This is a genomic window from Vibrio sabulosilitoris, assembly GCF_055391395.1.
Map to the genome: position 1 here is coordinate 2,646,713 of NZ_AP029599.1, position 26,763 is coordinate 2,673,475.

The window sequence follows — 26,763 nt, forward strand, 5'->3', positions numbered from 1 at the left end:
AGATTACCTTCCCTCTAGAGTCAGTAAAATTAGACTTGCGACAGGCTTGAAAGCCTATCGCAAGTCTATACTTAGCAAACCTAACGGCTAACTAAGCCTCAAACTCAGCCTTGATCTGCTCTACCCAGTGCGTGACTCGCTCTTCAGATAATGAGGCCTGGTTATCCTTGTCAATCACTAGGCCAACAAATTGGTCATCTTCCAGTGCCGTAGACTCATTAAACTCATAGCCTTCATTAGGCCAAAAGCCAATCACGTTAGCTTGCGCCTCGGTCACAAAGTCGTATAGCTCCCCCAGCCCATCAACAAACTCATCGGGATAACCCACTTGGTCTCCAAGGCCAAACAAGGCCACGGTCTTACCACTTAGATCAATCTCTTCATTATTGTCTAGAAACTCCGCCCAGCTTTCGGCTTCACATTCCGTGGCAAGACCTGGCAGCTCACCCTCGCCCAGCGTTGGCGTGCCAAAGATCAACTTGTCGTAGCCAAGTAATGTCGCCTCATCAACACGGTTGATGTTAAGCGGCTTGTCTGCAATATCACCCAACTGCTTGTGAATCAGCTTGGCAATTTTGCGTGTACTGCCCGTATCTGTTCCAAAGAAAATTCCAATTTTCGACATCTTGCTCTCCCTAAAATACCTAAAAAATCAATCTGCTTTTACACTCAATTGCCTTTTGCAATGTCGCTTTATCTATTGAATTGCAAACACCGTACCTAAAATAAGTGTCTCTATTTACAGGCTTTGCGACGCCTTTTGTCTACAGTTGTTCGCTTTCGGACAACGCATTGTCGGTAAATGTAATTGGCCGGTAAATCTCTACCCGATCACCCTCAGAGAGCGGCGTATCAAGCGGTTTTATCTTGCCAAACACCCCCACTTTTTGCAGGTTTAAGTCAATCTCAGGAAACAAATTGACCATCCCAGATTGGGTAATTGCACAGAGAATTGTTGCGTCTGACGCAAGATCCACGTCCAGCCACATCTGGTCACTCTCATTGGCGTAAATCACACTGGCTTTCATAACCGTTTCTCCTTGCTTTATGTTGCTGATAACGCGTGATCAAACTCTCTGAATGCTGTTTCACCATCAGTATCAGGCTAAGTACTAGGAAGCCACCCGGCGGCAGAATTGCAATCAGCAGCCCTCGATAGCCCTCAATAATGGTCATTTCTAAAAAAGCGAACTGACCGCCAAGCAATAGCTCGGCATTGGCAAATAGGTAACCAGTGCCGAGGATCTCACGGATCCCGCCAAGCAACACGAGGACCCAAGTAAAGCCCACCCCCATCGCGAGCCCATCAATCACGGCAATGCCAGCCCCATTGCGACTGGCAAAAGACTCGACTCGTCCCAATATGGCGCAGTTGGTGACAATCAGCGGGATGAATAACCCCAATACTTGATGCAACGATGGCAACAGTGCATTGAGCAGCAAGTCGGTAATGGTTACTAGCAAGGCAATCACCAAGATGTTCATTGGGATACGTATCGCGTGACTAACAACGCTCTTCATTAGCGAGGTAATCAGGTTCGCCAGCACCATCACCGCTGTGGTGGCTAGCCCAAGGCCTAAGCCATTGGTTGCGCCATTGGTAACAGCGAGCAAAGGACAAAGCGCAAGCAACTGGCTCAGAACGATATTGTTGTTCCACAAGCCATCGGCGATAACCTGCTTAAAACTCGACGGTTTACTCATCGATAGCCTCCTTGGTTTGCATCGGCTGAATAAGGGCATGGGCGAGAAGCGCCTGGTGGACACCGCGTACCAGTGCGCGCGGGGTTATGGTCGCGCCACTGAACTGCTCGAACACCCCCCCATCTTTCTCCACCTGCCACAGTGTGGTATTGCTTAGCGAGCGGTGATTGAAGCTTAATATCCAATCACTCTTGGCCAGCTCGATTTTGTCGCCTAGTCCCGGGGTTTCACTGTGGCTAAGCACGCGCACGTTTTGGATCACCCCTTGAAAGTCCACCGCGACCATAAAGCGAATATCACCGCTATAGCCAGGCTCCGCACCCGACAAAACCTGATAGGTCGGCTGACCACTTTGATCGTTTAACGTGACGACCTGATAGGCGCGCTCCTCGATTTCAAACACCTGCGCAGTCTCAAATAGGCTAGGACTGAACTCGGCATCCGGCACTAGCTCTCGCAGCATCGCTAGGCTTTGCTCAATTCTGTTAGCTTCAATCATTGGCGCAACATAACGATAGAGGCTGCTTAAACACCCCGCTGCTAACGCACAGCTTAACGCTAACATCAGGGTTTGACTTGCCAACGCCTCTTTGATGTCACCGCCTTGGGTGATCTTTTGCCGTAGTAATTCAAGTTGAGGGGATAGTGGTTTGATCATATTAAGAATGACTCCCTGTGCCAGCTTGGGCACCAAATCGCTTGGGTTGCATATAATGATCAATCAAAGGGCTTGCCGCATTAATGATAAGCACAGCAAAGGCCACCCCCTCAGGGTAACTGCCGAACTCCCTGATCAACCAAACCAATAACCCACCAAGCAATGCATAGACCATTTGGCCGCGAAAGCTTGATGGGGATGTGACCAGGTCGGTCACAATAAAAAAGGCCCCCAACGTCACAGCGCCACTAAACAGATGCTGGCCGGGACTGAGATATTCCTGCGATGAGGCTAAATAGGCCAAAGTCGCTGGGGTCAGGATGCCAAGTAAGAAAAACAGCGGGATCACCCAGGTGATCACCCTGCGATAGATAAGATAAACACCGCCGAGCAGCAACCATATGGCGTGCACCTCACCTAGACTGCCGGCTTGATGACCCAAGATTAGCTCTCTGGTTGCGGGCATTACGACCTCACCACTCAGCACTGTCGCCGCAGACACACCATCAAAATCAAGCCACTCCGAGACGGTCGCGACTGTCTCTGGTGCCGGTGTGGTCCACTGCGTCATCTCGAGTGGAAAACACACCAGCAGAAACACTCGTGCCAGCATCGCCGGGTTAAACAAATTGTGCCCAAGACCACCATACGCCTGCTTACCCACCACGATGGCAAACGCAGCGCCTAGCCCACACAGCAAAGGAGGAAAACTGGCCGGTAAACTCATAGCCAGCAGCAAGCCCGTCAGCGCTGCTGAGCCATCAAGGCAAGGCAAAAGCGTCTTTCCTCGTACCCATAGGCACAAACCCTCACTGATCACTGCCGCAGCGATACATACTAAGGTCACCACAAATACCGAAGGGCCAAAAACATAACCTGCAAACAGCAGCGCTGGGGTAAGCGCGAGCACCACTTGGTACATCATCCGTGTAGTTGAGTTACTTGAATGCGCATATGGGCCTGCACTTGGCTTAAAATTAATCATGATTGCGCCTCCTCAACTTTGGTACTTTTGCGTGCCCCCGCACGCTTGCGTTTGTTCTTTTTAGCTTCTTTTGCCGCGCGCTTAAGTTCAGCTTCCTTGGCAAGCCGCACTGTACGAGCCTCTGAAAGCTGTTTGGCTCTTTGTTGTCGACTTTTGGATTGTTTTTGGTGTGATAAGACACTTTTGGCGTGGAAAAAATACTGGGCTAAAGGCACTCGCGATGGGCAGATGTAGCTGCACGCACCACATGACATACACTGGTCAATCCCGAGCTCTTTCGCCAAGGCATAGTCGGAGCTGCGGCTGGCGGCCTGCATACGAAATGGCATTAGCCCCATTGGACAGGCGCGCACGCACTGGCCGCAGCGAATACACTCTTGGGGCTTTTCATGGCCAATCTCTTCATACGTCAACGCCAAAAGTCCAGAGGTGATCTTGGTAATAGGAATATCTAGGTGAGTGATCACCTGCCCCATCATTGGACCGCCAAAGATCAACCGCTCACACTCCATGGTGGTTCCGCCGCAAAAGGCGATAATGTCTTTGACTCTTGTGCCGAGCGGTACCTCAATGTTGGCGGGCTTTTCGATCCCCAGCCCCGATACAGTGATAACTCGCGAAATCAATGGACGACCAAATCTCACTGCGTGATAGACCGCCCTGGCCGTCGCGATATTGTTGACCACCACACCGATGTCGGTTGAGCGCTGTCCATGCTGAACGGTTTTTCCGGTCAAGGTTTTGGTCAAATGATGCGCCGAGCCCATCGGATACAGGGTTGGCACCATTTCTACGTGGATGTTGTCATCATCAGAAGCGGCTGAGGTCATCGCCTCAACGCTGTGCGGCTTATTGCTCTCGATACCAATCAAGGCCTGCTTAGCACCAGTCGCAAGCAGTAACAGGCGCACGCCCTCAATCACTTCGTTGCTGTGTTGACGCATTACTCTGTCATCACAAGTTAGGTAGGGCTCACACTCACCACCGTTGATGATCAATTGTTTAACTCCCGCCTTACGGGCAAAGCGTGCTTTGGCGGCCGTTGAAAACCCCGCGCCGCCTAAGCCAACGATCCCTGCCTGCTCAATACGCTTGAGTACCTCTTCCGGGCTAAGATTTGCAATCGAACGAGAGCTAAATTCCGCTCCCCAGCTTTGATCTTTGAAGCACTCAATCTCAATTGTGGCGACTTTAACTTGACCGGGATGATCAACGACATGTGGTGCAATCGCGACTACGCGCCCATTGGCCGGTGAATGAAGCGGTGGCAGTGAGCGCTGTGCACCGATGGCGATGATCTGTCCCTTTTTCACCTCCTCACCTGGCATAACCAGCGGTCTGAGCATGCTGCCGTTAGGCAATAACAGCGATAGAAATAGCTGTTTGGAACTAAAATAAGGCACCGCGCCCTCATCTTGCGCGGTGAGGGATTTGTATCCTGGCGGATGCACGCCACCATTGAATGGCTTGCCAAGTAAGCTGGTATATCGATCAATCTTAAGCATTGCAGCTTACCTCCGTACTAAACGGTTTTGGCCACACCCATGTCTGAACGCTGCCTTGTAGCGGCTCAATAATAATGCACTCTTGCGGACAAACATCCACGCACAGGCGACACCCAGTACACACATCCGCAATCACAGTATGGATCTGCTTGGTCGCACCAAAAATACAGTCAAATGGGCATGCCTTGCTGCAGCGTGTACACCCAGAGCACTGCGCTTCGTCCACCCTAGCAATATATTGGATCGCCAGTTTGTCAGAGTTCTCCTGTACCCCAAGCAATTGGGCAATATCCCCCACCAGCGATGCACCACCAGGTGGGCATTGGTCATAGCCCAGCTCCCCATCGACCATCGCCTGCGCCGCTTGGCGACAGCCTGCTTTGCCACATTGACCACACTGGCCTCCGGGCATTAGTGCAACAATCTTGTCGACCAACGGGTCACTCTCGACAACAAATACTCTTGAGGCAACACCAAGCATCAAGCCCAGCAGCGCGCCAAGTAACATAAATATCAATACAGTCATATCCCCTCCTTAGTGTCGATTCGGCTTGATATCTCTATGCCATCCCGGCAAAACCCATAAAGGCCATCGATAGCAGCCCAGCGGTAAGAAAAGCGATAGGGTTACCCTGCATCGCTGCTGGCACCTTGCTCAGACTCAACTGAGTACGCATACCAGCAAATAGGACAATCACGATGATAAAGCCGAAAGAAGACCCCAAACTGAATAGGACAGTGGTTAAAAACGAATACTGCTCCTGAACGGTCAGGAGCGTTACCCCAAGCACGGCACAGTTGGTGGTGATCAAGGGTAAAAACACCCCAAGAGCCTTATAAAGCGCTGGGCTATTTTTCTGGACATACAGCTCGGTGAGCTGGACGACGGAAGCAATCAGGACAATAAAGGCAATCGTACGCAGATATTCGATTTGCCATACTTGCAAAACAAAGCGATCAAACATCCAAGCAGCAATGGCCGCTACTGTGATCACAAAGGTGGTTGCGAGCCCCATCCCGAGCGCGCTAGAGATGCTTTTGGATACACCCATAAATGGGCACAGTCCGAGAAATTTCGCTAGAACGACATTATTAACAAATGCCGCGCTTAAAAATATTAACCATTCATCCATGTTAGATTCCTTACCCGAAAATATGCACCGCTTGATTGAGTCGCTACTAATGCATATTAAAAACACACATAAAATACGTGCTAAAATTCAGTATTAATCAGTAATACCACTCAACCCTTTGCACGAAAGGTGCCAAACATACAGCGGTAAAACTGCATCAAAATAAAGCAATCATGACCCTTACAGTGCGATTAGACCTTGTAGAACAGAAAATACCGACAAATCGTTTGTCGCTTAGATGACAAAATGTCGTGTTCTATTGCGTTAGATCAATTTGTAAACCAGTTAAATTACAAATCTGTATTGATGATATTAATATTGGAATGGAATATGCTTCGATTTCGTCAGGTAATACTCTTGGAGTTCTATTTTGAATGGATTTATAAATAATTATATCAATCAATTTAAGAGAGTCGAACATATTGACCTCGAGTCAACAGGTGAAGCAATCACCATCACTGACTCTGCTGGTAATATTGTCAATATCAGCCATGCAGTATCTGCAATCACGGGTTACAGCCGTGAAGAACTGCTTGGTCAGAACTGCTCAATACTGTCCAACTCTAACACCCCAAAGGAGTTGTACGCTAACCTATGGAAAACGATTTCAAGCAATCAAATCTGGCGAGGAAACTTAATTAACCGTCGTAGAAATGGCAAAGCTTACATTGCTGATTTAACTATATTCCCTGTCAGCTTTGATGACTTTACTGGATATTATTCCGTACAGCGAGACATCACTGAACAGTTTAGTCACCACCAATTATCCCACAATCATAGGTCTATATTTTCGGCTATTTTAAATGCCAGCTCGCTGTCCATTGCCATGTTTGACCATAACTTTAATATTTCCTTTACCAACCGTGGACTGGAAGAAACCTATGATGAAGCGTTTTTCTATAACATATTATTCCCGGAAATCGTTGAAAAACTAAAAACGAATAATGTTCAATTCCATCAGCAAAGCCAAGATATTGAATTGGATATTGTTTATCGTAATCAACTGCGCAGTTTTCACTGTACTATAGACCCACTTCTTCTCCAGGAAACACGCACCGAATGCTACTTCGAGCCTAAAGAAGAAACCCACGCTATTTTGGTGATCAATGAGCGCACCCAGAAAAGAAAACTGCTCGAGGAGCAGAGGATCAGTGGCCTCAAACTGTTGATTGCTGATCGCAAGCATGTCCACTCAATGCAAGAGGTGTTGATGGCAACGATTCATCAGTTGCAAGGTCCATTGAATGTGATTGAGTCTGCGGTCAAGATCCTCAATGGGCGTAATCATCAGTGCCAAGGGCTCGAGATGATGGGACAGGCCGTTGGTGAGGGCTTCAGTGCCCTACGCTACATTCAGGAGCATATCCCAGAGCGGCCGAAAGAAGTGTTGCAAGCCACTAATATCAATGAAGTGATCCGCGATGCCTGTAGCGTTTCGTCTGAAAAGTTAGTCAATCACTATATCCAGTTGGATTTAGACTTATGTCGTGACCTACCGTCAATTAATGCGATGCCCTCACGCTTGATCCTCGCCTTAGTTCAACTGATCGACAATGCGATTGAACAGATTGATGCCTGCCGCGCTAGTGAGCGACTGATCACCATCCGGTCTCACCGCGATAAAGAGAGCGTATTGATCGCGATTGAAGACTCCGGCGGAGGGATTGAGCCCAACATGGCGAACAAGATCTTTGAGCCGCTATACAGCTCAAAAGCGATCAATACATCTGGTTGCCGTGGCCTTGGTCTTTCGATTGTTCAGCAGGTGATGAACGATCACGCGAGTATGATCACGGTTGAGAGCAGTGAGCATCTTAGCGGAGCGAAATTCGTCATTGCTCTACCCCTCTCTCGTCAGGAGGAAGGGCTATGATCAATTCAATATCGAGCAAGCAACTGCTGTCAACCCTGTATCACATCTGTACTCAACTCAACCAGAGCTTGGATTATCGTCAAACCCTGCCCTCTGTAATGAAGATCCTCAACGATGAGTGTCATTTGTCAGGTGGCCTGCTGGCAATTCGCGATAAAGAGCGCAATGTGATGCTGGTTGAGTCGGTCCATGCCCCTGAGCTTGGCGGTGAATACACCCGAGGTTCCACTAACTACAAACAGGGGGAAGGCCTGATCGGCTCCATGCTCAATGAGGGTGGCTCAATCGTGCTTAAAACACTCGGCAATGACCCAAGGTTTGCTGACAAGCTCTCTATCTATGACTACGCCAAGCCCTTTATTGGTGTACCGTTAAAGAGCATCAACAAAGAGGTTATTGGCGTTATTTGTGCCCAGCCTAACTCTCCTATCGATGATGATCTGCGTAACCTGCATGATTTCCTTGAGATGATTGCCAACCTCTTGACCGTTAACATCCAGCTGGCACATAACGTTGCGAACAAGCAAGCCCGCATCACCCACGAACGCGATGGCCTCCGCCGCAAGGTGCGCAAAGAGCATGGCGTATCGTCACTGGTTGGGCATACTAAGGTGATGAGAGAAGTGTTTGATCAGGTGCGCTTGGTGTCACGCTGGGACTCGACCATTTTGATCCGTGGCGAGTCGGGCACAGGTAAAGAGCTGATCGCTAATGCGATTCACTATAACTCGCCGCGCGCTAACCAACCCTTTGTCAAACTCAACTGTGCTGCGCTGCCTGACAACTTGCTGGAATCGGAACTGTTCGGCCACGAAAAAGGGGCCTTTACCGGGGCAGTAAAAACACGTAAAGGACGCTTCGAGATGGCCAATGGTGGCACGCTGTTTCTCGATGAGATTGGTGAGACCTCGCCCTCCTTTCAAGCTAAATTACTGCGGGTATTACAAGAAAAGACCTTTGACCGTGTCGGCGGCACTGAGCCTATTTCTGTCGATGTGCGGATCATCGCTGCGACCAACCGAGCGCTCGAGCAAGAGGTTATCCAGGGCAACTTTCGTGAAGATATCTATTATCGCCTCAATGTGATGCCGATATTTTTGCCGCCACTGCGTGACCGATTGGATGACATTCCAGACCTTGCGCAATCGATCCTTGATAAGCTCTCTGGTATCCAGAATCGCAAACTGCGCATTGATGAGCAGGCACTGGGCTATCTGATGAACTACTGCTGGCCTGGCAATGTACGAGAGCTTGAAAACACTATCGAACGCGCTGCGGTGTTAAGTACCGACGGCTTGATAGATATGTCGCTGATCCAAATGCATAACACGCAGCAATTCTCTACCGCGATCCAAAACCCAACTCCGCTTGGAGGCTCGCCGATCACTCCCCATTCGGAGCGACCAACAATGCCTCACCCACCAGCATCCATGCCTCATCCACAAGGCGCGATGACTCAGCCTCAAGGGAGTATGCTCCACGCCCAGAGCGGCTGTAATAATGGCTATGGCGGTATGAACCTTGAGTTTGATGAGCAAGAAAAGCAACGTGTTATCCACGCCTTAGAGCAAACAGGATGGGTCAAGGCTAAGGCTGCTCGCCTGCTCAATATGACCCCACGCCAGATTGCCTATCGGATCAAGACGATGAACATCGATGTTAAGCAGCTTTGATTAAGCCCAACTCATCTCAAGGTCCAGTATCAGCGAGATGGGTTGGGTTTATGAGGGGTAACATTCACTTACCCCTTTTGTTGGTTTCCGGACAAAGTGAGTATCCCAAAGATAACACTTGTTTTAAGTTGCTGTTTTTATTGATTTTTATGTAGAGTTACATTGGGCATACCACTTGCAAGTCAATAGAGATAATTCGGTGACCAAGCAATATAGGATTGTATATGGACTTAACTAACCGGCTCACAGATGAGCTCATCACCCATTTTATTGGTAAAGAGACGCAGAAGCGCATTGAAGATCACCCCTGCTATTCAAAAAACGCCGCGCAGTACGCGCGCATTCATTTGCCGGTTGCGCCAGCGTGTAATATTCAATGTAACTACTGTAATCGTAAGTATGACTGCAGTAACGAGTCTCGCCCAGGGGTCGTCTCGCACGTCTTGCAGCCCCTAGATGCACTTGCGCGCTTTCATGCCATCAAGCAACGTATGCCCAATCTCACTGTCGTCGGCATCGCAGGCCCTGGCGATGCGCTGGCCAACCCCAAGATGACAATGCAAACCTTGTCACTTATTCGCCAGTCGGACCCCAATGTGAAGCTGTGCATTTCAACTAATGGCTTAGAGTTGGCCCACTACGCAGAGGAGCTGGCCGAGCTGGGAGTGGATCACTTGACCATCACCATTAATACGCTTGACCCGCAGATTGCCGCCAAAATCTACCCGTGGATCTTCTTCAATCATCGACGATATAAGGGAGAGGCAGCGGGTCGGATACTGATTGAGCAACAACTTAAAGGACTAGAGGCGGCGCAGCGCGCGGGCATGTTAGTCAAAATCAATACCGTCTTGATCCCAGGGGTGAACACCCAAGGTATCGAAGCGCTGTCACAAGCGTTAAAACAAAAAGGCGCGTTTCTGCATAATATTATGCCACTGATTTCTCAGCCAGAGCACGGCACGTATTTTGGGCTAAACCATACGCCCGAGCCAACAGCACAACAGATTGAGGACGCGCGCAGCGCCTCGGTTTTACACATGCCGCAAATGACTCATTGTCAGCAATGTCGTGCTGATGCCGTCGGCCAGCTTGCCAGCCCTTGCAGTAGCCAAGAAAAGGACGATGTCTATCGCGTTGCTGTCGCCAGCAAAGGCAGTGAGATCATCGATTGCCATTTTGGTCATGCCACACAGATGAATATCTACGACATCACCCCCAATCAAGTCAGTTTTATCGAGTCTCGTCCAGTGCAGCAGTATTGCACCGGCAAAGAGGATTGCGATACCCCGCTGCCGATTGATGCTCTTAAGGACTGTCAGCAGGTCCTGAGTGTGCGCATCGGACTGGGCCCTTGGCAAGAGCTTGAGAGTCATGGCGTTATGCCCAATACAGATTTCGCTTACCTAACTGAACAGCAAGCCCTTTCTGCGCTGGCTCAATCACTGCACAAGACCGAAAAGGTCACTCCACTTACAACATCGAATCATGAGGTAGTCAATCAATGACCATGACCATCAGTGCCAAATGTGTAGGCTGTCATGCCTGTTATAACGTTTGTCCGAACAAAGCGGTCTACCGCAACCCGGATGGAAAACCGGAGTTTGCCATCCGCCAACAAAGATGCAATGGCTGCGAGGGACAATTTGAACAGCGTCAATGCGCTGAGATCTGTCCGATAGAGGAAGCCATCTGTTACTACGGTGAGCCCCTGAACCCGCGCTATTCCCTCACCCCGGCATAATGCATCACGGAGAACGCCTATGATCACACAACAGGAGTATCATATTTGGTCCAACCTACTCTCGCGCTTTCAGCAAGGCTTGAGCCGTTTGCCGAATGACCTAGGTCTGAAGGCAGCGCGCTGTCAACAGATACGAGTTGACCTTACCGCTATCGCGAGCAAACAAGGACAATCACACAACTTCTCACTGCGTGCCAGTGAGAAGGCTCAAACGATGACCAATGGCAAACACCACGATATCTATCTGGCACTGACCGATGTCCGACATCAAGAAGAGCAAGACATTTCCCAACTGCTCAGTGAGCATTTAAATCATAGACGCAAGTACGGACGTGACATGGTCACGCTACTCGCTAAAGCCTCATTACTGCCCTCTCACCTGTGGCAGATCCTCGGGCTCGAAAGCCGTAATCAATTAGGCGAGCTGATCCAGTTCTATTTTCCAACCCTGTTTGCCAAAAACACCCTCAACATGCGCTGGAAACGATTTTTCTATAAGCAGCTGTGTGACCAAGACGGAGACTACGTTTGTCGCGCGCCTAATTGCCTGCATTGCAGTAGTTTTAAGGAGTGTTTTGTTACTTAAAGTATCTCATCCCTAAAACATCTGAGCTTCAAACCATCCCGATCAGCCCTGATATACAGCCTCTTGAGTCTGTGATTGATTCACCGGGGCCATTACGTTCAACGATGAAAAAAGCGTACAGATGTACGCTTTGAGTTTAAATTAGGAGTAACAGACTCTGTTTATCAACCGTTGTCGCAACTGCGGAAAATAGGTAGTGACTTCTCATTGAACTCTTCCAGCGAAGGGAATAGCGTTGTAGCGCCCTCCTCTCCTACCCCAAGCCACTTAAGTAAAGATGCATGGAACAGATCAACACTCATTGAAGGTACAACCCGACCACGACTTAATAAATCTTTACTATCATCACCGAGATCCGGCCATTCACCGAGTACTCGACTGCCTAGTACGTCTCCACCAAGTACTAATTGACAGTTGCCCCAGCCATGGTCCGTACCAGACCCGTTTGGCACTAGGGTGCGCCCAAACTCTGAGAAAGTAAAACTGGTCACAGAATCCAACAAGCCTAACTCTTCCACACGTTTATGGAATACTGACAACTGGGCAGCAAGGGTTCTCAACAAGTCGCCCTGCTGACTTTTCTGTGAAGAGTGAGTATCAAAGCCGCCCAAGGTTACCGAGAAAAAGTGTACGGGGTGGGCGAATTCTTCACGCGCCTTAAGAAGAAGTAACACCACGCGCAACTGTTTTCCGAGTGAGGTGCCTAAGTCAAAACCATAATCATTCTCATCATCAAAAATCTTCTCAAATTCCGTATGTTTTACTTGGGCATCATTACAAAGCTCGGCATAGTATTGCTCGAACAGTGAACCTTGTGTCATGCCTGGATCACGAAATGACTTATACAAGAAACGCCCCTCCTCCTCAAAATCCATCTTGCTTGGCAGTGACGTACCAATTCTGTTGGCAGATTTTGGGATACTGTTGGTCCATACGGTTTGAGACCCGACTTCAAATAATGGCGGTAGTTTTTCTAAACTGAACAACCGCTCCAGCAACTCGGCAGACAAACCGCCCCAGCCTTGATTACTGATCGTCGTGCCTGTGTGGGTCTGAGTCACCGCACTCTGATGATTGTGTGAGAAAACATGAATTGGTTTGAGCTGATTAACATCATCAACCGTGCCCGGTTCATGCATTAAGGGTCCAACGTTAATCACGGGTAGTCCTTTACCCTCATCAAACATCCATTTGAGTTCTGCTAATTCAGGCGAGAGTCCAAGCTCAAGGCCTTGATCATTCAGATTTAAATCCAACAGCTCACTTTTATCAAACGCCAAGCTGCCACGTATAGTTTGATAATCCTCATAATACCCTGCACCTTGCGGCACAAAGCAGTTAAAGCCGTCATTGCCCCCACCCAAATTAATACCAACCAGGGCTTTATAAGGAGCGTTTCCTGAGCACGTTTTGTCAAATGCTTGAGCAAATGGAGAAGACAAATTGAGCGCAGTAACACCAACACCTGACACACTGCTTTTAAGGAAATTACGTCTTGATATTTTCACAGTGCTTTACCCCTGAGTCGTGAATTGTGGTGACATTAGTAACTGAATGATCAACGCTCGCAAATGCGCGTTATTGCGTTTTGCATAACCTAGGTATTGGTGAATCACCTGCTTCATTGCATCAGTCATGGTGTATGCAAAGATGACCCTGTCGAGCTCATCTATCAGCTTTTCATCATTTTCAGTTTCAAAGAAGTGTTTAATGATCCCGTCTCTGTCCATGTAATATTCGCTGTTTTGGCTTTCTAGCACTACTCCCAGCAAGGTGATTTGTCGGTAATAGAGATGGATATCATCCCAGTTGTAAAGCTTAAAGGCAGGCGCTGTGATGCCATCAAAGCGTCCATCATTAGGCGCCTCATCAGGCTGATAATGGTAAAACACTGAGGGTGCTTCAAAAATAAATCGACGATCGTACCAAGTGAAACTGTTTGGCAATATCTCTTGTCCGGGCTTAAGTTTAATTCTCAGCGCGCGAAAAACATGGCTGAGCAAGATTATCGGGTCGCGCATTAACCCATCGTGCTCTTCATTGCGTGAGTAATCTGCCTCAGGGTCAGTCAAAATAGCGTTGATCATGCTGACCATATCTAGATCACTATCGCGAAATGCAGTCGCCACACGATAAACGTAATCAGGGGATGGGTTCGAACTAACCATCTTTTGGATAAAGAACTTGGCAATGAAAGGAGCAATATTTTCATGCTGACACAACACATCAAGGAACTGGTCAAGATCTTGTTCAGCAACCGCTCCAGCAGGGAAGTCATGGCCTAGTATGGTTTTTGCTTTTAGGTCATGAGCGCCGTCTTTTTCGCGCATCGGCACATCCCAGCGATCATCGTGTAGGCCCCAACCGGTCATCACGCGCGCGCCCTCTTCGATATCCTCTTGCGTGTAAGAAAGCACCGGGCGGCCATCTTCTGTGACGATAGTGCCGTCCATACGCATAAGGGCTGGGCCAATTGAGAACAGTTGCATCAATTCACGAGCGAAGTTTTCATCCGGTGCCACACCTGCCACTGCATCGTTGTTAAGGTAGGTGAGATAATGTCCCATCACGGGAGAGGTCGCCATCACCTTAAGCAACTCTCGAAAGCTACCAAAACAGGCTCTGGCCAAGTTATCGTAATATTTAGCAAACGCTATTCGTCGGCTATTTGAAGATAGCCCCGGTGCCTTTACGCTAACAACAAATAATTGCGTTAAAATATAGGTGATTCTGTGACGCAATATGTCATTACGATTCATCAGCATATCGGTGTAACCTAGTTTAAAGTGCATCGAACCGCGATCAGGCTGACTGTGAGCTGCCTGTATCTTCTCTTGAAATGAGACCAGTGATGAGCGCCCAGTCGAAATCTGATTCTGGATCCAAGTTTCAATGCTGCCAGAGTCGAGTGCTCTGTTTACGTCATTTGTATTAAACCCCATTGTTGCTTGCAATAAGAGTTGACGTACACGTTTATTATCTAATGTCTGCATAGGACTTCCTTGCTAACGTTTAACTTTCGCAAGGAATATACCCAATATGTTTAAGTTGCTTACAATTAACCGCTCGTTATTATATCTCGAGCCAATTCTTCATATAATTTACGTTTCCTTGATAAAAATGACTTAATAGTTACAGACAAACCATCAACTCCATGAGCTTGCACCCACAACTGCGTAATCACGGGGGCAACTGCGTTTATCTCGTTCGAAACAACTGATATTGAAACATCTTTAAGTAATATTTTGTTACCACTATCTATCGGTTAAGAGTCAGTCATACCGTAACATTCACCCTTTCCTCCCCAAGTGACCTCAAGATGCAGAGTTCAGAGCCATTGTATTGCTCCCCTTCAGGCGAGCTTGCATGGGTATAAGCTACTTTAGGTCTTGATAAGAGGCAGCGCTCACGACCAATCATTAGCATGTGAAGGAAAACCCGCCATAATGTATCAATAAACTCACGGTTATCTATGTTAGAGTGCTATCCACTGACTCGATAGGCAACGACTTAAGCCCCTATTTAGAAACAACTAAAGACAAAGATATAAACTATGCCGTTTGATAAGCTATCCCTAAATAAAGAATTGGTTGCAGCACTGCCTGATACATTTCGTGCACCGACAGAAATTCAGACACTCGCCATTCCGGCTATTTTGCAACACAAGGATGTACTAGCAATCGCCCAGACAGGAAGCGGCAAAACGTTGGCTTATGGCTTACCTCTGCTAGAACAAATTCTAGCGAGGCCATCTCAGAGCCAAGTTCTAATCCTGGTTCCTACTCGCGAACTCGCCTCGCAAGTACATGACACCTTGCGCTCGGTAACCCGCAATAGCACTATAAAGCCAACGTGTGTCTGTGGTGGTGTAGATAAAGAACTACAAAAAGCTGAGCTTACCGAGGGCCGCGAAGTAATCGTCGCGACACCAGGTCGACTTCTTGACCTTTTAAAGGAAGACGCGTTTGATGCATGTAATATTAATAAACTGGTTCTCGATGAAGCCGACCGCATGTTAGAAATGGGCTTTTGGCCCGATGTTCAGCGCATAATTGCGAGGCTACCGGCAAAGCGTCAAACCCTGATGTTCTCCGCTACCTTTGCTGAGCCACTCGAACAAAAAGCCAAAACTATCCTCCATTCCCCTGCGTTGGTTGAGGTGGCAAAAACGCCTGAACACAAAGAAGCGATCAAAGAGACCCTGTACCTGGTCAATAAGGGCAGCAAAACCAAAGCGCTGATTGATCAAATAACTCGCAACAACTGGCATCAGGTTTTGGTCTTTATTGGAGCTAAAGATAATGCCGATGCGTTATGTAAGAAGCTGACCAAGGCCGGACTGTCTGCAGCGGCATTACATGGCAACAAAGATCAGGCAGAGAGAGAGTCGATTCTCGAGCTATTCAAACAGCAGAAGGTAAACATCCTTATCGCAACCGATTTGCTCGCTCGCGGTATCCACGTCGAACGTTTACCAGTCGTGATCAACTTTGAACTGCCATCTCACCCAGAGACCTATGTCCATCGAATCGGTCGTACCGCAAGGGCTGGTCAGACAGGTATCGCCGTTTCTCTGGTTTGCCATGGCGAGGCAGAATATTTAGCAGCTATAAGAAAGACTACCCAACGTGAGCTTGCGTTGCAGGAGCTTGAAGGCTTTCCTGTCACCGATAAGCCCTCGAGTGGCGAGGGTAAGCGACCACCAAGAGATAAACAAGCCAATCGTAGAACGAACAAAAAGAAGAGCATTAAGCAATTTCAGGGTAAAAATACAAGGGCTAAATAAATCATTATGTTGGCCAAACTAGATTGTGGGGACACTTTCTTTTTAATCCCCAGTCAGTACTGCTGTTGGTAAACCCTATTCTTTCCAACAGGATAGAGATAAAAGCTTACAGTGCTAAAGAAATGTAAGCTTTTATAAGTCCAAATTTACAGGCGCTTGGGATCAAGTGCGCCATTCAGCATCCGTGTCATCATTGACGCCATAATCTTACGCGGGCTCAAGTCGCCCATTACCACCATGATATTGTTACGAATACCTGGCACTGTCACGACACGTTTTCCTATTCCATCGAGCGCCACTTTGGCGACTTTTTCTGGTGCTTTTGCCGCCATTGGAACCTTGTTCCAATTCACGCCTGTCTTGGTCGCCATAGGTGTTTTGGTCAGCCCTGGCGACAGAATGCTGACATCTACGCCTTTCGGTTTTAGCTCGCCGTATAATGACTGACCAAAGCCAATCACAAAGGCTTTTGAACCCGCATAAGTTGAAAAATAAGGGGAAGCCATTTGACCAAACATACTCGCCACCAGCAAGATCGCTCCCTTCCCGCGCGAGACCATGGTCTTACTAAAGTGGTGACTCAGTTCCATCGTCGCCGTTGCATTAACTTGCAGCATGCGACGCTCGCCCTCAAGATCGAGTTTCTCAAATGCACCATTGGTTTCAAGCCCAGCAGAAAGTGCAATCAAGCCAATATCACGTTGCGCTGCTTTTACTTTATCAACGCCTTCTTGGGTGGCAAGGTCCGCCACAATGATCTCCGTTTCAACCGAATGCTGAGCAGCCAGTGTTTGAGCATAGTCCTTTAACTCTTTCTCGCGTCGTGCAACCAACACAAGGTTCATGCCGTCTTCGGCCAATTGTTTGGCTATTTGCTCACCAATACCTGAAGTGGCGCCAGTCACGAGTGCCCAACCGCCGTATTTTTGTTTAAAGTTAAAAGACTTCATTTTTACTCCCACTGGACAACCCAGTTTTGATCATTAGGTTAATCTAGCTGACTCATTACGCTTTTTTTGACCAAGCAAACTTCTCAAACACAGTATCTACCGGAGTGTCAGCAAGGTGATTGACATAATTGCTAATCACTTTTTGTGACAGACCGAGGATAACCTCGAGCACTTGTTGATGGCCGTACCCTGCCGCAAAGAATGCTTCCAACTGCGCATTTGATACATTGCCACGCTCACGAACCACAGCGAGGGTAAACTCTTTCAGTGCTTGTAGTTTTGCTGTGGGCATCGCCTCATCGTTACGCAATGCTTCAGTCAACGCAGGATCTACTTTCATCGAATGTGCGATACCGGTGTGCGCTGGTACACAGTAGTGACACTCATGTTCAACATTGATGGTTTGCCATACCACCGTTAGCTCTTGCGCATCAAACGATGTCGCCGTAAACAACTGATGAAGCTGTGTGTATGCCTTTAGGGTTTCTGGCGACTCAGCCATCACGGCGTAAAGGCCCGGAACTATACCCATTTGCTTTTGCGCGCCCTCAAGGATAGCTTTGCTTTTCTCAGGGGCCGACTCAACCGTATGTAGTTTAAATTCGCTCATTGTTTTTTCCTCTATTGTTACTGACTATGACTTATTTAGCTTCTGGCTCTAGCAGCACCTTGGTGACAAATAAGCGCACCGTTGGGGCAACAACAGCCAAAAGCAGCAGTGCCGAGGGCACCATTTGTGAAACTGCGTTTAACCATGCATCCAAAAACACACCGTCTTCGGGTAGCGTTTTGGCCACCATGATGGCAGGCATGCTCAAAAGCATAGTTGGCAGAACCATCGATGCCATTAGTGGGTACTGGAACTTACGTGGAAACTTTTTCATGACTGACTCCGATTGGCTAACTGATGCGGCCATATTACTCTCGGGATTTGCCATCAAAAATAGACAACTGTGAACTTGATCCTTTCATATTTGAATGCTTAACTTTGGCAGGCATTAATTCCAAGGCAACCCCATGAAAGCCAAAGACATCTCAAACCTTTACCTCTTCTGTCAGTCTGTTGAATGTGGTGGTTTTGCTGCTGCAAGCCTCAAAACCCACATCTCTGCGCCTACCCTATCCAGAGCAGTCGCCAGTCTGGAAGATAAGCTAGGGGAGAAATTAGTCCATCGTCATGCCAAGCAGTTTCAACTGACGACCGCAGGCGATGAGTACTACCAAAGATTCGCTGCGCTGTTTAAGCAGCTCAATGATGAGTGGACACACCTATCCAATAGTCAGCCGGTATTAACCGGCGAGATCCGTGTCTCTTGTCCAGAGCCCTTTGCGGATCATTTTCTGCAAAAAATGGCGATTGAGTTCATGGAGTTGCACCCTGAGGTTTCGGTGACGATTCAATTTAGCGCCGCGACAGAGCGCTTTTTCGATGAGCAAATCGACCTAGCGATTGTCACCAGCCCTCCTCATGCTAACCATCTTGTTCAACGCAAGCTGTTTGAATCCCCATTGACGCTGGCGGCATCGCCAAGTTATATCGAAAAACGTGGCGAACCTAAACAAGCGCAAGAGCTGATCCACCATCAATTACTATCGGGGAACAACCTACCGTTTTGGGAGCTCAAAGAAAAAGGAACACCGATCCGCATTCCATATCAGCCGCGCTATTCAATAAGTAGTTTGCGCTTGAATATTGATGCCACTTTGGCTGGGGCTGGCATATGCCTGATGCCAAGAGCGGCATTTGAGAAACGAGCACAACGTGGGGAACTTGTCGAGGTATTAAAGGGGGTGGAGTGCCCAACAGGGGCAGCTTATTTAGTTTGGGCAGATAGGAAGTTAATTGCCACTCGGGTGGTCGCCTTTAGAGATATGATTTTCGATAAATTTGGTCAAAGCGGTGACTTTTTAGCCTCGATAGACTCAGAAAAAGACTAACCATGTCCAAACGTCAAACAGAAAAACGCCAGCTTAGTTAACCTAAACTGGCGTTGTTTGCATTATTTTTTGCGGAAGTATAGCCAAGCATTTAACCAAGCTAAGCCGAGAATGATCAGGGTCATCACTGGTGGTTTAGATTGCAGTGGTAACACCTCTGCCGGCACACTTGGAAGCAGGTGAACATAGACAGCAACAATCATAATTGCTGTGGTTAGCAAAGTGGATAACCCGATCGCTTTGTCTTTTATCGACGGCGCAAGAGCCTTGTTCCCTATCATCACCACCAACAACAAAAGCCCTGCGAAGATTTCCCCAAGTTGACCAGACCAACGAGAAAGCGTTGGGAATGGCAGTTCACTCAAGGCAATCTGGGTGGTAAACATGGTTGTGAACGGGTCAAAGAACTTTACACTCCCTGCCATGACCATAAACGCACCCAATAGCCCGGTCAGGATCTTTTGTACCTTAGTGCCAATGCTATCGGTTTTCTCATACCCACGAACCAGGAAAATGCCGGTGATAAGTAGCATTGCGCCGATAAGTGACAGCTCAAGAATTAGTTGTGATGTGCTCATAGTAGACCTTCATGTGTGTTGCCGAGTTGATGAAGGTATCCTAACGAGCGATTCGCATTTCAAAAACAGACGATAATAACTTTAAAACTTTCATAAATGAATGATTAGTAATTATCGAGGTCAGGCGATATAGGGTTTCCGTTGCTGAGAGAGATCGCTAGACTATTTCACGCGAGCATACCAGTCGCTTAGTCCTTCACCCAGGTATGAGATCGGTTCTTGAACTCCAGTACCTTGACCAAGCACACTGCATATAACGCTAGCCAACAAGACTAGCTATACCTAGCCACTGAAGCACGGCGCACTAAAATAGGCATAAATAGTTTGTGTGGCCCAGGAACAAAGCTTGGATCATCAGCAAGCTTAAGTGACAGGTTCACCGCTTCATTGGCCATGATCTGGATCGGGTAGCGGATGGTGGTCAAGCGAGGATAGATAAAGCGGGCAATATGGCCATCATCAAAGCCAATTACCGACATATCATCGGGCACCTGATAGCCATTTTCTTGCAACAGTGCCAAACACCCGGCCGCCATGTAGTCATTGTAAGCAGCGATTGCAGAAATCGGAATGTTCTTGGCTAGTAGGTTTACCGCACACTGCTCGCCGCCCATTTCATCAGGGTCACCATACTCGATATACTCTTCACGCACTTCGATACCGTTATTCTTCAGCGCATCGATATAGCCTCTTTTTCTGTCATGAGCATCTTCGATATCGTGACCAGAGCATAAATAGCCAATATGACGGTGACCATGCTGGATCAGGTGCTCGGTGGCCATATAGGCCCCCTTGTAGTTGTCCAGCGCGATACAGCGGTCAGCAATGGCTGGCACGACTCGGTTGATCAATACCAGACCTGGGGTCTCGGCAGCAAAAGAGACCAGCTCCTGATCATCTAATCCTTTACTGTGAATAACCAATGAGTTACAGCGACTGTTGATCAGCAAGTTAATCGCATTTCTCTCTTTGTCGGGGTCGTGATAACCACTGCCGATCAAGAGCTGCTTCTCTTGCTCACTAGCAACGGTATCAATCGCTTTGATCATGGTGCCAAAAAAGGGGGCACTGGCATCGTTAACCAGAACGCCGATGGCATTGGTGGACTTACTAACCAGTGCTCGCGCATTTTGGTTGGGGCGATAACCTAGCTTGGCCATTGCCTTTTGAACGGCATCTATCGCTGATTGACTGGTGTTGGGTGAGTTATTGATCGCTCGCGAAGCGGTTGCGATTGACACGCCTGCTTCTTTAGCGACATCTTTTATCGTTGCCATGAAAGTCCCTATGTTTGCCCTGAGGTATTTAACAATGCCCAATGCTGGAACACAAGTCGCAGCGGTCAAACAACCAAGAAAAATCCCCAAGCATTGGCTTGGGGATGGTACTTTTATCTCAATCTAACGGAACCTAACGGTATAGCGATAGTGATTGTCAGTGAGCTGGTAAGCTGCATGGACACTTGGACTCCATGAGTCATCGCCACCTACTCCCATCTGTTGATGATCAATTCGTAGATACAAGGCTGACTCTTTCTCCAACTCATTGGTGTGCTTGGCGGCTGCAAGCTGAGCCAAAGAGTATTGACTGGTGCTGAAGTGGAACTCTCCCATTACCTCAAGACCGGCAACCTTGAGCCATTGAGTGTCGCAGCGCAAGCCATTTTCTGATGGGAACACATACGGTGTATGCATTGCGTCGATTGGCGCAACATGGTGACCAAAGCGGGCTGCGGCCAGTCGGTCTGGATAGTTTTCATGCGGCCCCAGTCCCTTCCACTCGACCACATCAGTACCACTCACCTGACACTCCATGCCAATCCGCGGCATCGGCGGAAGGTGGTCAGCGAGCTCGACGTCGACGCTGACCTGCATCTCACCGCTGCCAAGGATGGTATAGGTCCATAGCGTCATCGCTTGAATTTGACCTGCGTAGCGATAGACAAAACGCGACTGAATTAGCGCGCTCTGACCAACGGCTTGTGCTTTACATTCAATACACTCTCGCTGCCACTGACCAATACCCGCCAAGTCCCAGCGACAGACCCAGGCATTAGGATCAATCATGTCGACTTCACTCACGCCAATATCATTGTCCAGCGGAGCTCGATAGAAATTATCGGTCAGAGGCGCCACCAGCTTATCCTGACCGTGCTGTTGCCACAGTGTCAGCAAGCCGGTTTTTGTATCCCATTGCCACTGTGATTCACTGGCCGAAACCGTGATGCTGTCATCGTGAACGGCGAGTTCAGATATCGAGGTAGCCTCTTGCTGAAGCAAGGATAATCCACTGAAATTGGTCAGCGCAAACTGCTCAGAAGCGAGTACATGGCCCGCTTCAGACCAAGCGGTTTGGCGCATAAGCGTAATATCGGTATTTAAGTGATAACGAGCACCTGACTTTGGTTTAAAGTCGATATCCAAACTCATGGTTTGCTCACTGTCAGCGTCTATGTCTAGCGCTAGGGTTCCACTTTGGATCTCGAGCCCGTCCTCAAGGAGCGACCAACTCAGCTGTTCATTGTCGGTGGCGCGGAAAAGGTTCTCATTGTGTACAGTGAGGGAATAACGCCCATGAGCCTGCTCGATGAGCTTAACCGTGATCATACGCTGACAAAACTTGGCCTCTTCAAGTGTTGGGTGAGGCGTTCTGTCAGGGAAGATGAGACCATTGATGCAGAATTGGCGATCGTTGACATCATCGCCAAAGTCACCGCCATAGGCCCAATATTGGTTCCCTTGATCGTCCGTTTTGGTAATGCCCTGATCAACCCAATCCCAAATGAACCCGCCTTGCAAGCGTGGGTACTCACGAAAGGCATGCCAGTACTCTTCGAAGCTGCCAAGACTGTTACCCATCGCGTGCGCATACTCACATAAGATCAATGGGCGCTGCTCATTCGGTAGTGAGACCCACTTTTTGATTGGCCACTTCGGCACCGCTTCATCTTCGATGACTGTGTTCACCCGAGCATACATAGGGGCGATAATATCCGTTGCCGTGGTATTTGAACCCCCACCCTCGTACTGTACAGGACGCGATGGATCAAACTGCTTTGACCATCCATACATAGCGTTATGGTTGGCACCGTGACCAGACTCATTACCCAAAGACCATAAGATGATTGAGGCGTGGTTTTTATCACGCATCACCATCTGTGTGTAGCGTTCCATAAACGCATTAGCCCACTGGGGATCACTCGACAAGCGATTCATCGGTTGCATCCCATGGGTTTCAATATTCGCCTCATCACACACATACAATCCGTACTCATCACACAACTCATACCAACGAGGGTGGTTAGGATAATGCGCCGTGCGCACAGCGTTGAAGTTATTCTGTTTAAGCAGACGAATATCCTCAATCATATCCGCGTCAGTCATCACATGGCCAAGCTCAGGGTGATGCTCATGACGATTAACCCCACGGATCAACAGCGGTTTTCCATTCAGTTTTAGTTGGCCTGCGTTAATTTCGATTTTACGAAAGCCAACCTGATAGGCTTCACTCTCGATATGAACACCTTGGGTATCGAGCAGCGTTACCACTAATCGATAAAGGTTTGGTACTTCTGCAGACCAGAGCTTCGGCTCACGAACAGCAAGGGTTTGGAACACGACATCGTTGAAGGAACCGCGCTCATCAATGCGACGATTATTTGGACCTGCAGTGATAGGCTCGCTTGCCGCTTGCTGGCCATCAAACAGTTGCAACTGGATCTGGTGATCCTCTGGGGCAGAGATCCTGGTTTCAACTTGCAGCCAACCATCACGGTAGCACGCGTCGAGATCGGGGGTGATAAACACATCTTCGATGCAGCACTTAGGCTTAGCCAGTAGAGTGACATCGCGGAATATACCACTTAGCCACCACATGTCCTGATCTTCAAGGTAACTGCCATCACTCCAACGCATCACCATTACCGCCAAGGTATTGCGCCCAGATACCACATACTCAGACAAATCAAACTCAGCAGGCAAGCGACTATCTTGACTGTAACCGACCCATTGGCCATTACACCAAAGGTGAAACGCCGAGTTTACCCCATCAAAAATTACCCGTTGAGTTTGTTCAAGATCGGTACTAGTTAAGCTGAACTCGGTACGATAGCACCCTGTCGGGTTATCGGCAGGGACATACGGTGGGTTGACCTCAAATGGGTATTTGATGTTGGCGTAGATAGGCTTATCGTAACCTTGCAGTTGCCAGTTTGATGGCACAGGGATCTTGTCCCACTGCTCATCATCAAATGACGGCTCAATAAATTGACTCTCCACGGCTTGTGGCGCGTTAAACAGTTTGAATTTCCAATCGCCGTTCAATGAGCGGCGATGTGCGTTTTCACCACGCAGAGCATCATCGATACTGCGAAAACTCGCGAGTGGGCTGTGGGCTTTTAGGCAATGTAGATTGACTGTCTGCGGGTTTTCCCAGTCACGTCTTTGGATAATGTCAGAAAATGCCATGCGATATGATCCTAGTCTATCATCTATGCAAGTCGTGCTTACTTGACCTCTACAAAGGCCAGCAGATACTGCACAAATGTTTGTAATAATGTGTCTTTTGCTTGAATTAAACCTTTCAAGCTAATTTGGATTAGGTAACGCCGTTTGTCGCATTGCAGCAGCTTCAAGGCACTGCGTCTGCTCATTCAGCTTAAATGTGGACAACGGCTATGTTTGTGAGTCCAGTATCAATTTTAAGGAAGAGGAGCCGACAATTCGGTCAGCGGTATTGAATTCAAATCGACACAGTACGCCACACCGAACTCTTGGATTTCTTGTCCTGTTTGCATAGAAACCCAAGTAGTTGTTGCAATGGGAAGAGCAAATATCGGTGCGATAACGAGATTCATTGTCGGCTCCTTTTATTCATGATGGGGCGATCCCCAACTGGTTAACTCAATCGTGTTGACTAACCTTGACTACCACCATGTCTCCATGTTGAAGCCAAATGTCACTTCATCAACCGTCTCGCCACCGGTGCGCATCGCCTTGCCGTAAGCATCGTCACCACGGCTCCATTCATCGGTTGTCTCTGAGTAAGTCACGAACAAACGCAGAGTTGGGCGAGCCCAAACACCTTTGCCTGCTTGGAACATCTGAGCCAGTGTGACCTTGTACATTTCGTTCGTACCTGCGCCATTCTGCGCTTCAACACTCTCATAGCCTGCTTCAAAAGCGGTTGCCATGTAATTGTTCCAGCTGTACTGAGGACGCGCACCGACACTGAACCACTTCTCACCATCGTTGTTATCTAGATTTTTGTCTTGGTAGGCAATTGAGTACATCACCTGGAAGTCTTCATTAATATTCAGATCACCATGATTAAACACTCGCCAGCTATGACCATCATGATCGACACCGGTACTGTATTTGCGGTTTGAACCACCCTCTGCACTCATCAAACCACCCGCCAGAGCATCCGTACCATACTGGAAGGCAAAGGTGTTCGAGCCGTAATGCCAACCTTGGTTGTATAAGGCCGAAAGCATCGCACCAGAGGTGGTGATATCATCCTCATCGTAACTGGAGTTGTGCGCCATCACATAGTTGAGGCCAAGGGTTAAGTCACTACGCGCACCTAGTGCGATATCACTGATACGAGCATCAATGTTATGTAGGCTTCGGCTATCACTACTTGAATCCGGCGCCATCCAGGCGATGTGTGCATTGGCAAAACCGAGATCCCAATCCTCTAGACCAATACCCGTATTCGAGGTATCCCAGTACTTAATATCAATCATATGCACTTCATGACGGCGATAAAAACGCTCACCAGCCCAAATCTTGGCATTAGGTTGACCGTCAATCAGGCCATGTCCCGCAGACCACATCTGAATAATGCTGACATCGCCCCAATCTTGGCCACTGCCCAAGTAGAGTGTGGTATCAAAGTGAGCATCACCATCGCGCCACACATCAGCCTTAAGGCCGGCTTCCCACCAGTTCATTTCGTTACCCAAGCGGTAGTTACCGTAACCGCCGCTTGCGCGGATCACGTCGTTACGTTCACCCTTTCCAGCATTATGCTCTTCATTGTCAGTGTAAATGTTGCCCCATTTTGCATAGCCAAAATAGGTGACATTTTCCACTGCCGCTAGACTAACAACGGGCGCTAAAGCGAGGGTAAGACCAAGCGCGCGTACAAACGCATTATGTTTCATGAATCGTCTCCATATGACGGATATTGGATTGTTATATTTTGTGTTGAGCCCTAACTCGAGACTGAGTGTAATGACTTGCTGGAAACGTTTTCATGACGAAGTTGGCATTTTGATGTAACTGAAGACTAATTTGCTTTAGAGTGTGATCAATGTCAGATAATAATCGCTTTGACAGTTATGTATCACTGAAAAACATCTATTGAGAGTTGGAAACGTATTCAAAAGTGAATCAAATTAGACAAGATAAAGGGGGAAAGAAAAAACCCAGTGCTAATAAACACTGGGTATATGAGACAATAGAAGGCAATACACAAGCTTTTGGCTCGGTAATGTCTCGTCGGAAGTTAAAGTTAGGGCCCAACGGAAACGCTTCAGTCTGCTTATTGGCCGATTCCAACCAATAAACACAATCTCGAAGGCTTTACAGTACGAGTGTATCCACCAACAAGCAAGAACCAACTGACATTTCGTGAGTTAATAGTCC

At 48.2% G+C, this 26,763-nt stretch carries 25 protein-coding genes; 7 read left to right on the forward strand and 18 right to left on the reverse strand.

Features of this window, described 5'->3' with window-relative positions:
• Positions 1–91: 91 nt before the first annotated feature.
• The 8 genes from ACZ5R2_RS12455 to rsxA all read right to left on the reverse strand — a co-directional run bounded on the left by ACZ5R2_RS12455 (position 92) and on the right by rsxA (position 5,985).
• The gene (locus tag ACZ5R2_RS12455) at positions 92–625 is read right to left on the reverse strand and encodes a flavodoxin (protein ID WP_464899696.1); all 534 of its coding nucleotides are present in this window, start codon (positions 623–625) and stop codon (positions 92–94) included.
• A gap of 139 nt (positions 626–764) precedes the next feature.
• Positions 765–1,028, reverse strand: a complete 264-nt coding sequence (locus ACZ5R2_RS12460) for an RnfH family protein (RefSeq protein ID WP_464899697.1) — start codon at positions 1,026–1,028, stop codon at positions 765–767.
• Positions 1,000–1,704: an electron transport complex subunit E gene (locus tag ACZ5R2_RS12465; RefSeq protein WP_464899698.1), complete on the reverse strand. Its 705-nt coding sequence runs from the start codon at positions 1,702–1,704 to the stop codon at positions 1,000–1,002. Before ACZ5R2_RS12465 ends, ACZ5R2_RS12460 begins: the two co-directional genes overlap by 29 nt.
• Positions 1,697–2,362 (reverse strand): RnfABCDGE type electron transport complex subunit G, encoded by a 666-nt coding sequence (locus ACZ5R2_RS12470; RefSeq protein WP_464899699.1) that lies wholly within the window; start codon positions 2,360–2,362, stop codon positions 1,697–1,699. The genes ACZ5R2_RS12465 and ACZ5R2_RS12470 overlap by 8 nt, the downstream gene beginning before the upstream one ends.
• Position 2,363: 1 nt before the next feature.
• The gene (locus tag ACZ5R2_RS12475; RefSeq protein WP_464899700.1) at positions 2,364–3,347 is read right to left on the reverse strand and encodes an RnfABCDGE type electron transport complex subunit D; all 984 of its coding nucleotides are present in this window, start codon (positions 3,345–3,347) and stop codon (positions 2,364–2,366) included.
• Positions 3,344–4,852, reverse strand: coding sequence for an electron transport complex subunit RsxC (gene rsxC / locus ACZ5R2_RS12480; RefSeq protein ID WP_464899701.1), 1,509 nt, complete (start codon positions 4,850–4,852; stop codon positions 3,344–3,346). The genes ACZ5R2_RS12475 and rsxC overlap by 4 nt, the downstream gene beginning before the upstream one ends.
• Positions 4,845–5,378 (reverse strand): RnfABCDGE type electron transport complex subunit B, encoded by a 534-nt coding sequence (locus ACZ5R2_RS12485; RefSeq protein ID WP_464899702.1) that lies wholly within the window; start codon positions 5,376–5,378, stop codon positions 4,845–4,847. Before ACZ5R2_RS12485 ends, rsxC begins: the two co-directional genes overlap by 8 nt.
• A 34-nt stretch (positions 5,379–5,412) precedes the next feature.
• The gene (rsxA, locus tag ACZ5R2_RS12490) at positions 5,413–5,985 is read right to left on the reverse strand and encodes an electron transport complex subunit RsxA (protein WP_464899703.1); all 573 of its coding nucleotides are present in this window, start codon (positions 5,983–5,985) and stop codon (positions 5,413–5,415) included.
• Positions 5,986–6,355: 370 nt separating this feature from the next.
• Between rsxA and nifL the strand changes: the two genes are divergently transcribed.
• The 5 genes from nifL to ACZ5R2_RS12515 all read left to right on the forward strand — a co-directional run bounded on the left by nifL (position 6,356) and on the right by ACZ5R2_RS12515 (position 11,861).
• Positions 6,356–7,858, forward strand: a complete 1,503-nt coding sequence (nifL, locus tag ACZ5R2_RS12495; RefSeq protein WP_464899704.1) for a nitrogen fixation negative regulator NifL — start codon at positions 6,356–6,358, stop codon at positions 7,856–7,858.
• On the forward strand, positions 7,855–9,531 hold the full coding sequence (nifA, locus tag ACZ5R2_RS12500) for a nif-specific transcriptional activator NifA (RefSeq protein ID WP_464899705.1): 1,677 nt from the start codon (positions 7,855–7,857) through the stop codon (positions 9,529–9,531). Before nifL ends, nifA begins: the two co-directional genes overlap by 4 nt.
• A 224-nt stretch (positions 9,532–9,755) precedes the next feature.
• Positions 9,756–11,039 carry a nitrogenase cofactor biosynthesis protein NifB gene (gene nifB / locus ACZ5R2_RS12505; RefSeq protein WP_464899706.1) on the forward strand — a complete coding sequence of 428 codons (1,284 nt, stop codon included), beginning with the start codon at positions 9,756–9,758 and terminating at the stop codon, positions 11,037–11,039.
• Complete coding sequence (locus tag ACZ5R2_RS12510) at positions 11,036–11,275, forward strand: 4Fe-4S dicluster domain-containing protein (protein ID WP_464899707.1); 240 nt, start codon at positions 11,036–11,038, stop codon at positions 11,273–11,275. Before nifB ends, ACZ5R2_RS12510 begins: the two co-directional genes overlap by 4 nt.
• 19 nt (positions 11,276–11,294) lie before the next feature.
• Positions 11,295–11,861 carry a nitrogen fixation protein NifQ gene (locus tag ACZ5R2_RS12515; RefSeq protein ID WP_464899708.1) on the forward strand — a complete coding sequence of 189 codons (567 nt, stop codon included), beginning with the start codon at positions 11,295–11,297 and terminating at the stop codon, positions 11,859–11,861.
• 164 nt (positions 11,862–12,025) lie between these two features.
• Here the strand turns inward: ACZ5R2_RS12515 and ACZ5R2_RS12520 are convergent, their stop codons facing one another.
• Together ACZ5R2_RS12520 and ACZ5R2_RS12525 are read right to left on the reverse strand one after the other, a co-directional pair.
• Positions 12,026–13,369 carry a DUF1501 domain-containing protein gene (locus tag ACZ5R2_RS12520; RefSeq protein WP_464899709.1) on the reverse strand — a complete coding sequence of 448 codons (1,344 nt, stop codon included), beginning with the start codon at positions 13,367–13,369 and terminating at the stop codon, positions 12,026–12,028.
• 6 nt (positions 13,370–13,375) lie between these two features.
• Positions 13,376–14,854 carry a DUF1800 family protein gene (locus ACZ5R2_RS12525; protein ID WP_464899710.1) on the reverse strand — a complete coding sequence of 493 codons (1,479 nt, stop codon included), beginning with the start codon at positions 14,852–14,854 and terminating at the stop codon, positions 13,376–13,378.
• A gap of 560 nt (positions 14,855–15,414) precedes the next feature.
• Between ACZ5R2_RS12525 and ACZ5R2_RS12530 the strand changes: the two genes are divergently transcribed.
• Entirely contained in the window at positions 15,415–16,647 is a 1,233-nt protein-coding gene (locus tag ACZ5R2_RS12530) for a DEAD/DEAH box helicase (protein ID WP_464899711.1), read from the forward strand.
• A 146-nt stretch (positions 16,648–16,793) separates the two neighbouring features.
• Here the strand turns inward: ACZ5R2_RS12530 and ACZ5R2_RS12535 are convergent, their stop codons facing one another.
• Genes ACZ5R2_RS12535 through ACZ5R2_RS12545 form a run of 3 tightly spaced genes read right to left on the reverse strand, consistent with a single transcriptional unit; the run spans position 16,794 to position 18,481 of the window.
• Positions 16,794–17,597, reverse strand: coding sequence for an SDR family NAD(P)-dependent oxidoreductase (locus ACZ5R2_RS12535; protein ID WP_464899712.1), 804 nt, complete (start codon positions 17,595–17,597; stop codon positions 16,794–16,796).
• A gap of 55 nt (positions 17,598–17,652) precedes the next feature.
• On the reverse strand, positions 17,653–18,207 hold the full coding sequence (locus ACZ5R2_RS12540) for a carboxymuconolactone decarboxylase family protein (protein ID WP_464899713.1): 555 nt from the start codon (positions 18,205–18,207) through the stop codon (positions 17,653–17,655).
• Between the two features lie 31 nt (positions 18,208–18,238).
• Positions 18,239–18,481, reverse strand: coding sequence for a DUF2798 domain-containing protein (locus ACZ5R2_RS12545; RefSeq protein WP_464899714.1), 243 nt, complete (start codon positions 18,479–18,481; stop codon positions 18,239–18,241).
• A 133-nt stretch (positions 18,482–18,614) separates the two neighbouring features.
• Here ACZ5R2_RS12545 and ACZ5R2_RS12550 point away from each other — a divergent pair, with 133 nt between their 5' ends.
• Positions 18,615–19,535, forward strand: a complete 921-nt coding sequence (locus ACZ5R2_RS12550) for a LysR family transcriptional regulator (protein ID WP_464899715.1) — start codon at positions 18,615–18,617, stop codon at positions 19,533–19,535.
• A gap of 62 nt (positions 19,536–19,597) precedes the next feature.
• Here ACZ5R2_RS12550 and ACZ5R2_RS12555 read toward each other — a convergent pair whose 3' ends face one another.
• From ACZ5R2_RS12555 to ACZ5R2_RS12575, 5 genes are all read right to left on the reverse strand, one after another.
• Positions 19,598–20,113, reverse strand: a complete 516-nt coding sequence (locus tag ACZ5R2_RS12555; protein ID WP_464899716.1) for a hypothetical protein — start codon at positions 20,111–20,113, stop codon at positions 19,598–19,600.
• A gap of 272 nt (positions 20,114–20,385) precedes the next feature.
• Positions 20,386–21,390 (reverse strand): substrate-binding domain-containing protein, encoded by a 1,005-nt coding sequence (locus tag ACZ5R2_RS12560; protein ID WP_464899717.1) that lies wholly within the window; start codon positions 21,388–21,390, stop codon positions 20,386–20,388.
• A gap of 123 nt (positions 21,391–21,513) precedes the next feature.
• Positions 21,514–24,579 (reverse strand): beta-galactosidase, encoded by a 3,066-nt coding sequence (locus tag ACZ5R2_RS12565; protein WP_464899718.1) that lies wholly within the window; start codon positions 24,577–24,579, stop codon positions 21,514–21,516.
• 233 nt (positions 24,580–24,812) lie between these two features.
• On the reverse strand, positions 24,813–24,968 hold the full coding sequence (locus ACZ5R2_RS12570; RefSeq protein ID WP_464899719.1) for a hypothetical protein: 156 nt from the start codon (positions 24,966–24,968) through the stop codon (positions 24,813–24,815).
• A gap of 69 nt (positions 24,969–25,037) precedes the next feature.
• Entirely contained in the window at positions 25,038–26,279 is a 1,242-nt protein-coding gene (locus ACZ5R2_RS12575) for a carbohydrate porin (RefSeq protein ID WP_464899720.1), read from the reverse strand.
• Positions 26,280–26,763: the final 484 nt, after the last annotated feature.

Coding starts and splice junctions, on each gene's coding strand:
- ACZ5R2_RS12455 (WP_464899696.1), bottom strand. CDS start 625: ATGTCGAAAATTGGAATTTTCTTTGGAACAGATACGGGCAGTACACGC.
- ACZ5R2_RS12460 (WP_464899697.1), bottom strand. CDS start 1,028: ATGAAAGCCAGTGTGATTTACGCCAATGAGAGTGACCAGATGTGGCTG.
- ACZ5R2_RS12465 (WP_464899698.1), bottom strand. CDS start 1,704: ATGAGTAAACCGTCGAGTTTTAAGCAGGTTATCGCCGATGGCTTGTGG.
- ACZ5R2_RS12470 (WP_464899699.1), bottom strand. CDS start 2,362: ATGATCAAACCACTATCCCCTCAACTTGAATTACTACGGCAAAAGATC.
- ACZ5R2_RS12475 (WP_464899700.1), bottom strand. CDS start 3,347: ATGATTAATTTTAAGCCAAGTGCAGGCCCATATGCGCATTCAAGTAAC.
- rsxC (WP_464899701.1), bottom strand. CDS start 4,852: ATGCTTAAGATTGATCGATATACCAGCTTACTTGGCAAGCCATTCAAT.
- ACZ5R2_RS12485 (WP_464899702.1), bottom strand. CDS start 5,378: ATGACTGTATTGATATTTATGTTACTTGGCGCGCTGCTGGGCTTGATG.
- rsxA (WP_464899703.1), bottom strand. CDS start 5,985: ATGGATGAATGGTTAATATTTTTAAGCGCGGCATTTGTTAATAATGTC.
- nifA (WP_464899705.1), top strand. CDS start 7,855: ATGATCAATTCAATATCGAGCAAGCAACTGCTGTCAACCCTGTATCAC.
- nifB (WP_464899706.1), top strand. CDS start 9,756: ATGGACTTAACTAACCGGCTCACAGATGAGCTCATCACCCATTTTATT.
- ACZ5R2_RS12510 (WP_464899707.1), top strand. CDS start 11,036: ATGACCATGACCATCAGTGCCAAATGTGTAGGCTGTCATGCCTGTTAT.
- ACZ5R2_RS12515 (WP_464899708.1), top strand. CDS start 11,295: ATGATCACACAACAGGAGTATCATATTTGGTCCAACCTACTCTCGCGC.
- ACZ5R2_RS12525 (WP_464899710.1), bottom strand. CDS start 14,854: ATGCAGACATTAGATAATAAACGTGTACGTCAACTCTTATTGCAAGCA.
- ACZ5R2_RS12530 (WP_464899711.1), top strand. CDS start 15,415: ATGCCGTTTGATAAGCTATCCCTAAATAAAGAATTGGTTGCAGCACTG.
- ACZ5R2_RS12535 (WP_464899712.1), bottom strand. CDS start 17,597: ATGAAGTCTTTTAACTTTAAACAAAAATACGGCGGTTGGGCACTCGTG.
- ACZ5R2_RS12540 (WP_464899713.1), bottom strand. CDS start 18,207: ATGAGCGAATTTAAACTACATACGGTTGAGTCGGCCCCTGAGAAAAGC.
- ACZ5R2_RS12545 (WP_464899714.1), bottom strand. CDS start 18,481: ATGAAAAAGTTTCCACGTAAGTTCCAGTACCCACTAATGGCATCGATG.
- ACZ5R2_RS12550 (WP_464899715.1), top strand. CDS start 18,615: ATGAAAGCCAAAGACATCTCAAACCTTTACCTCTTCTGTCAGTCTGTT.
- ACZ5R2_RS12555 (WP_464899716.1), bottom strand. CDS start 20,113: ATGAGCACATCACAACTAATTCTTGAGCTGTCACTTATCGGCGCAATG.
- ACZ5R2_RS12560 (WP_464899717.1), bottom strand. CDS start 21,390: ATGGCAACGATAAAAGATGTCGCTAAAGAAGCAGGCGTGTCAATCGCA.
- ACZ5R2_RS12565 (WP_464899718.1), bottom strand. CDS start 24,579: ATGGCATTTTCTGACATTATCCAAAGACGTGACTGGGAAAACCCGCAG.
- ACZ5R2_RS12570 (WP_464899719.1), bottom strand. CDS start 24,968: ATGAATCTCGTTATCGCACCGATATTTGCTCTTCCCATTGCAACAACT.
- ACZ5R2_RS12575 (WP_464899720.1), bottom strand. CDS start 26,279: ATGAAACATAATGCGTTTGTACGCGCGCTTGGTCTTACCCTCGCTTTA.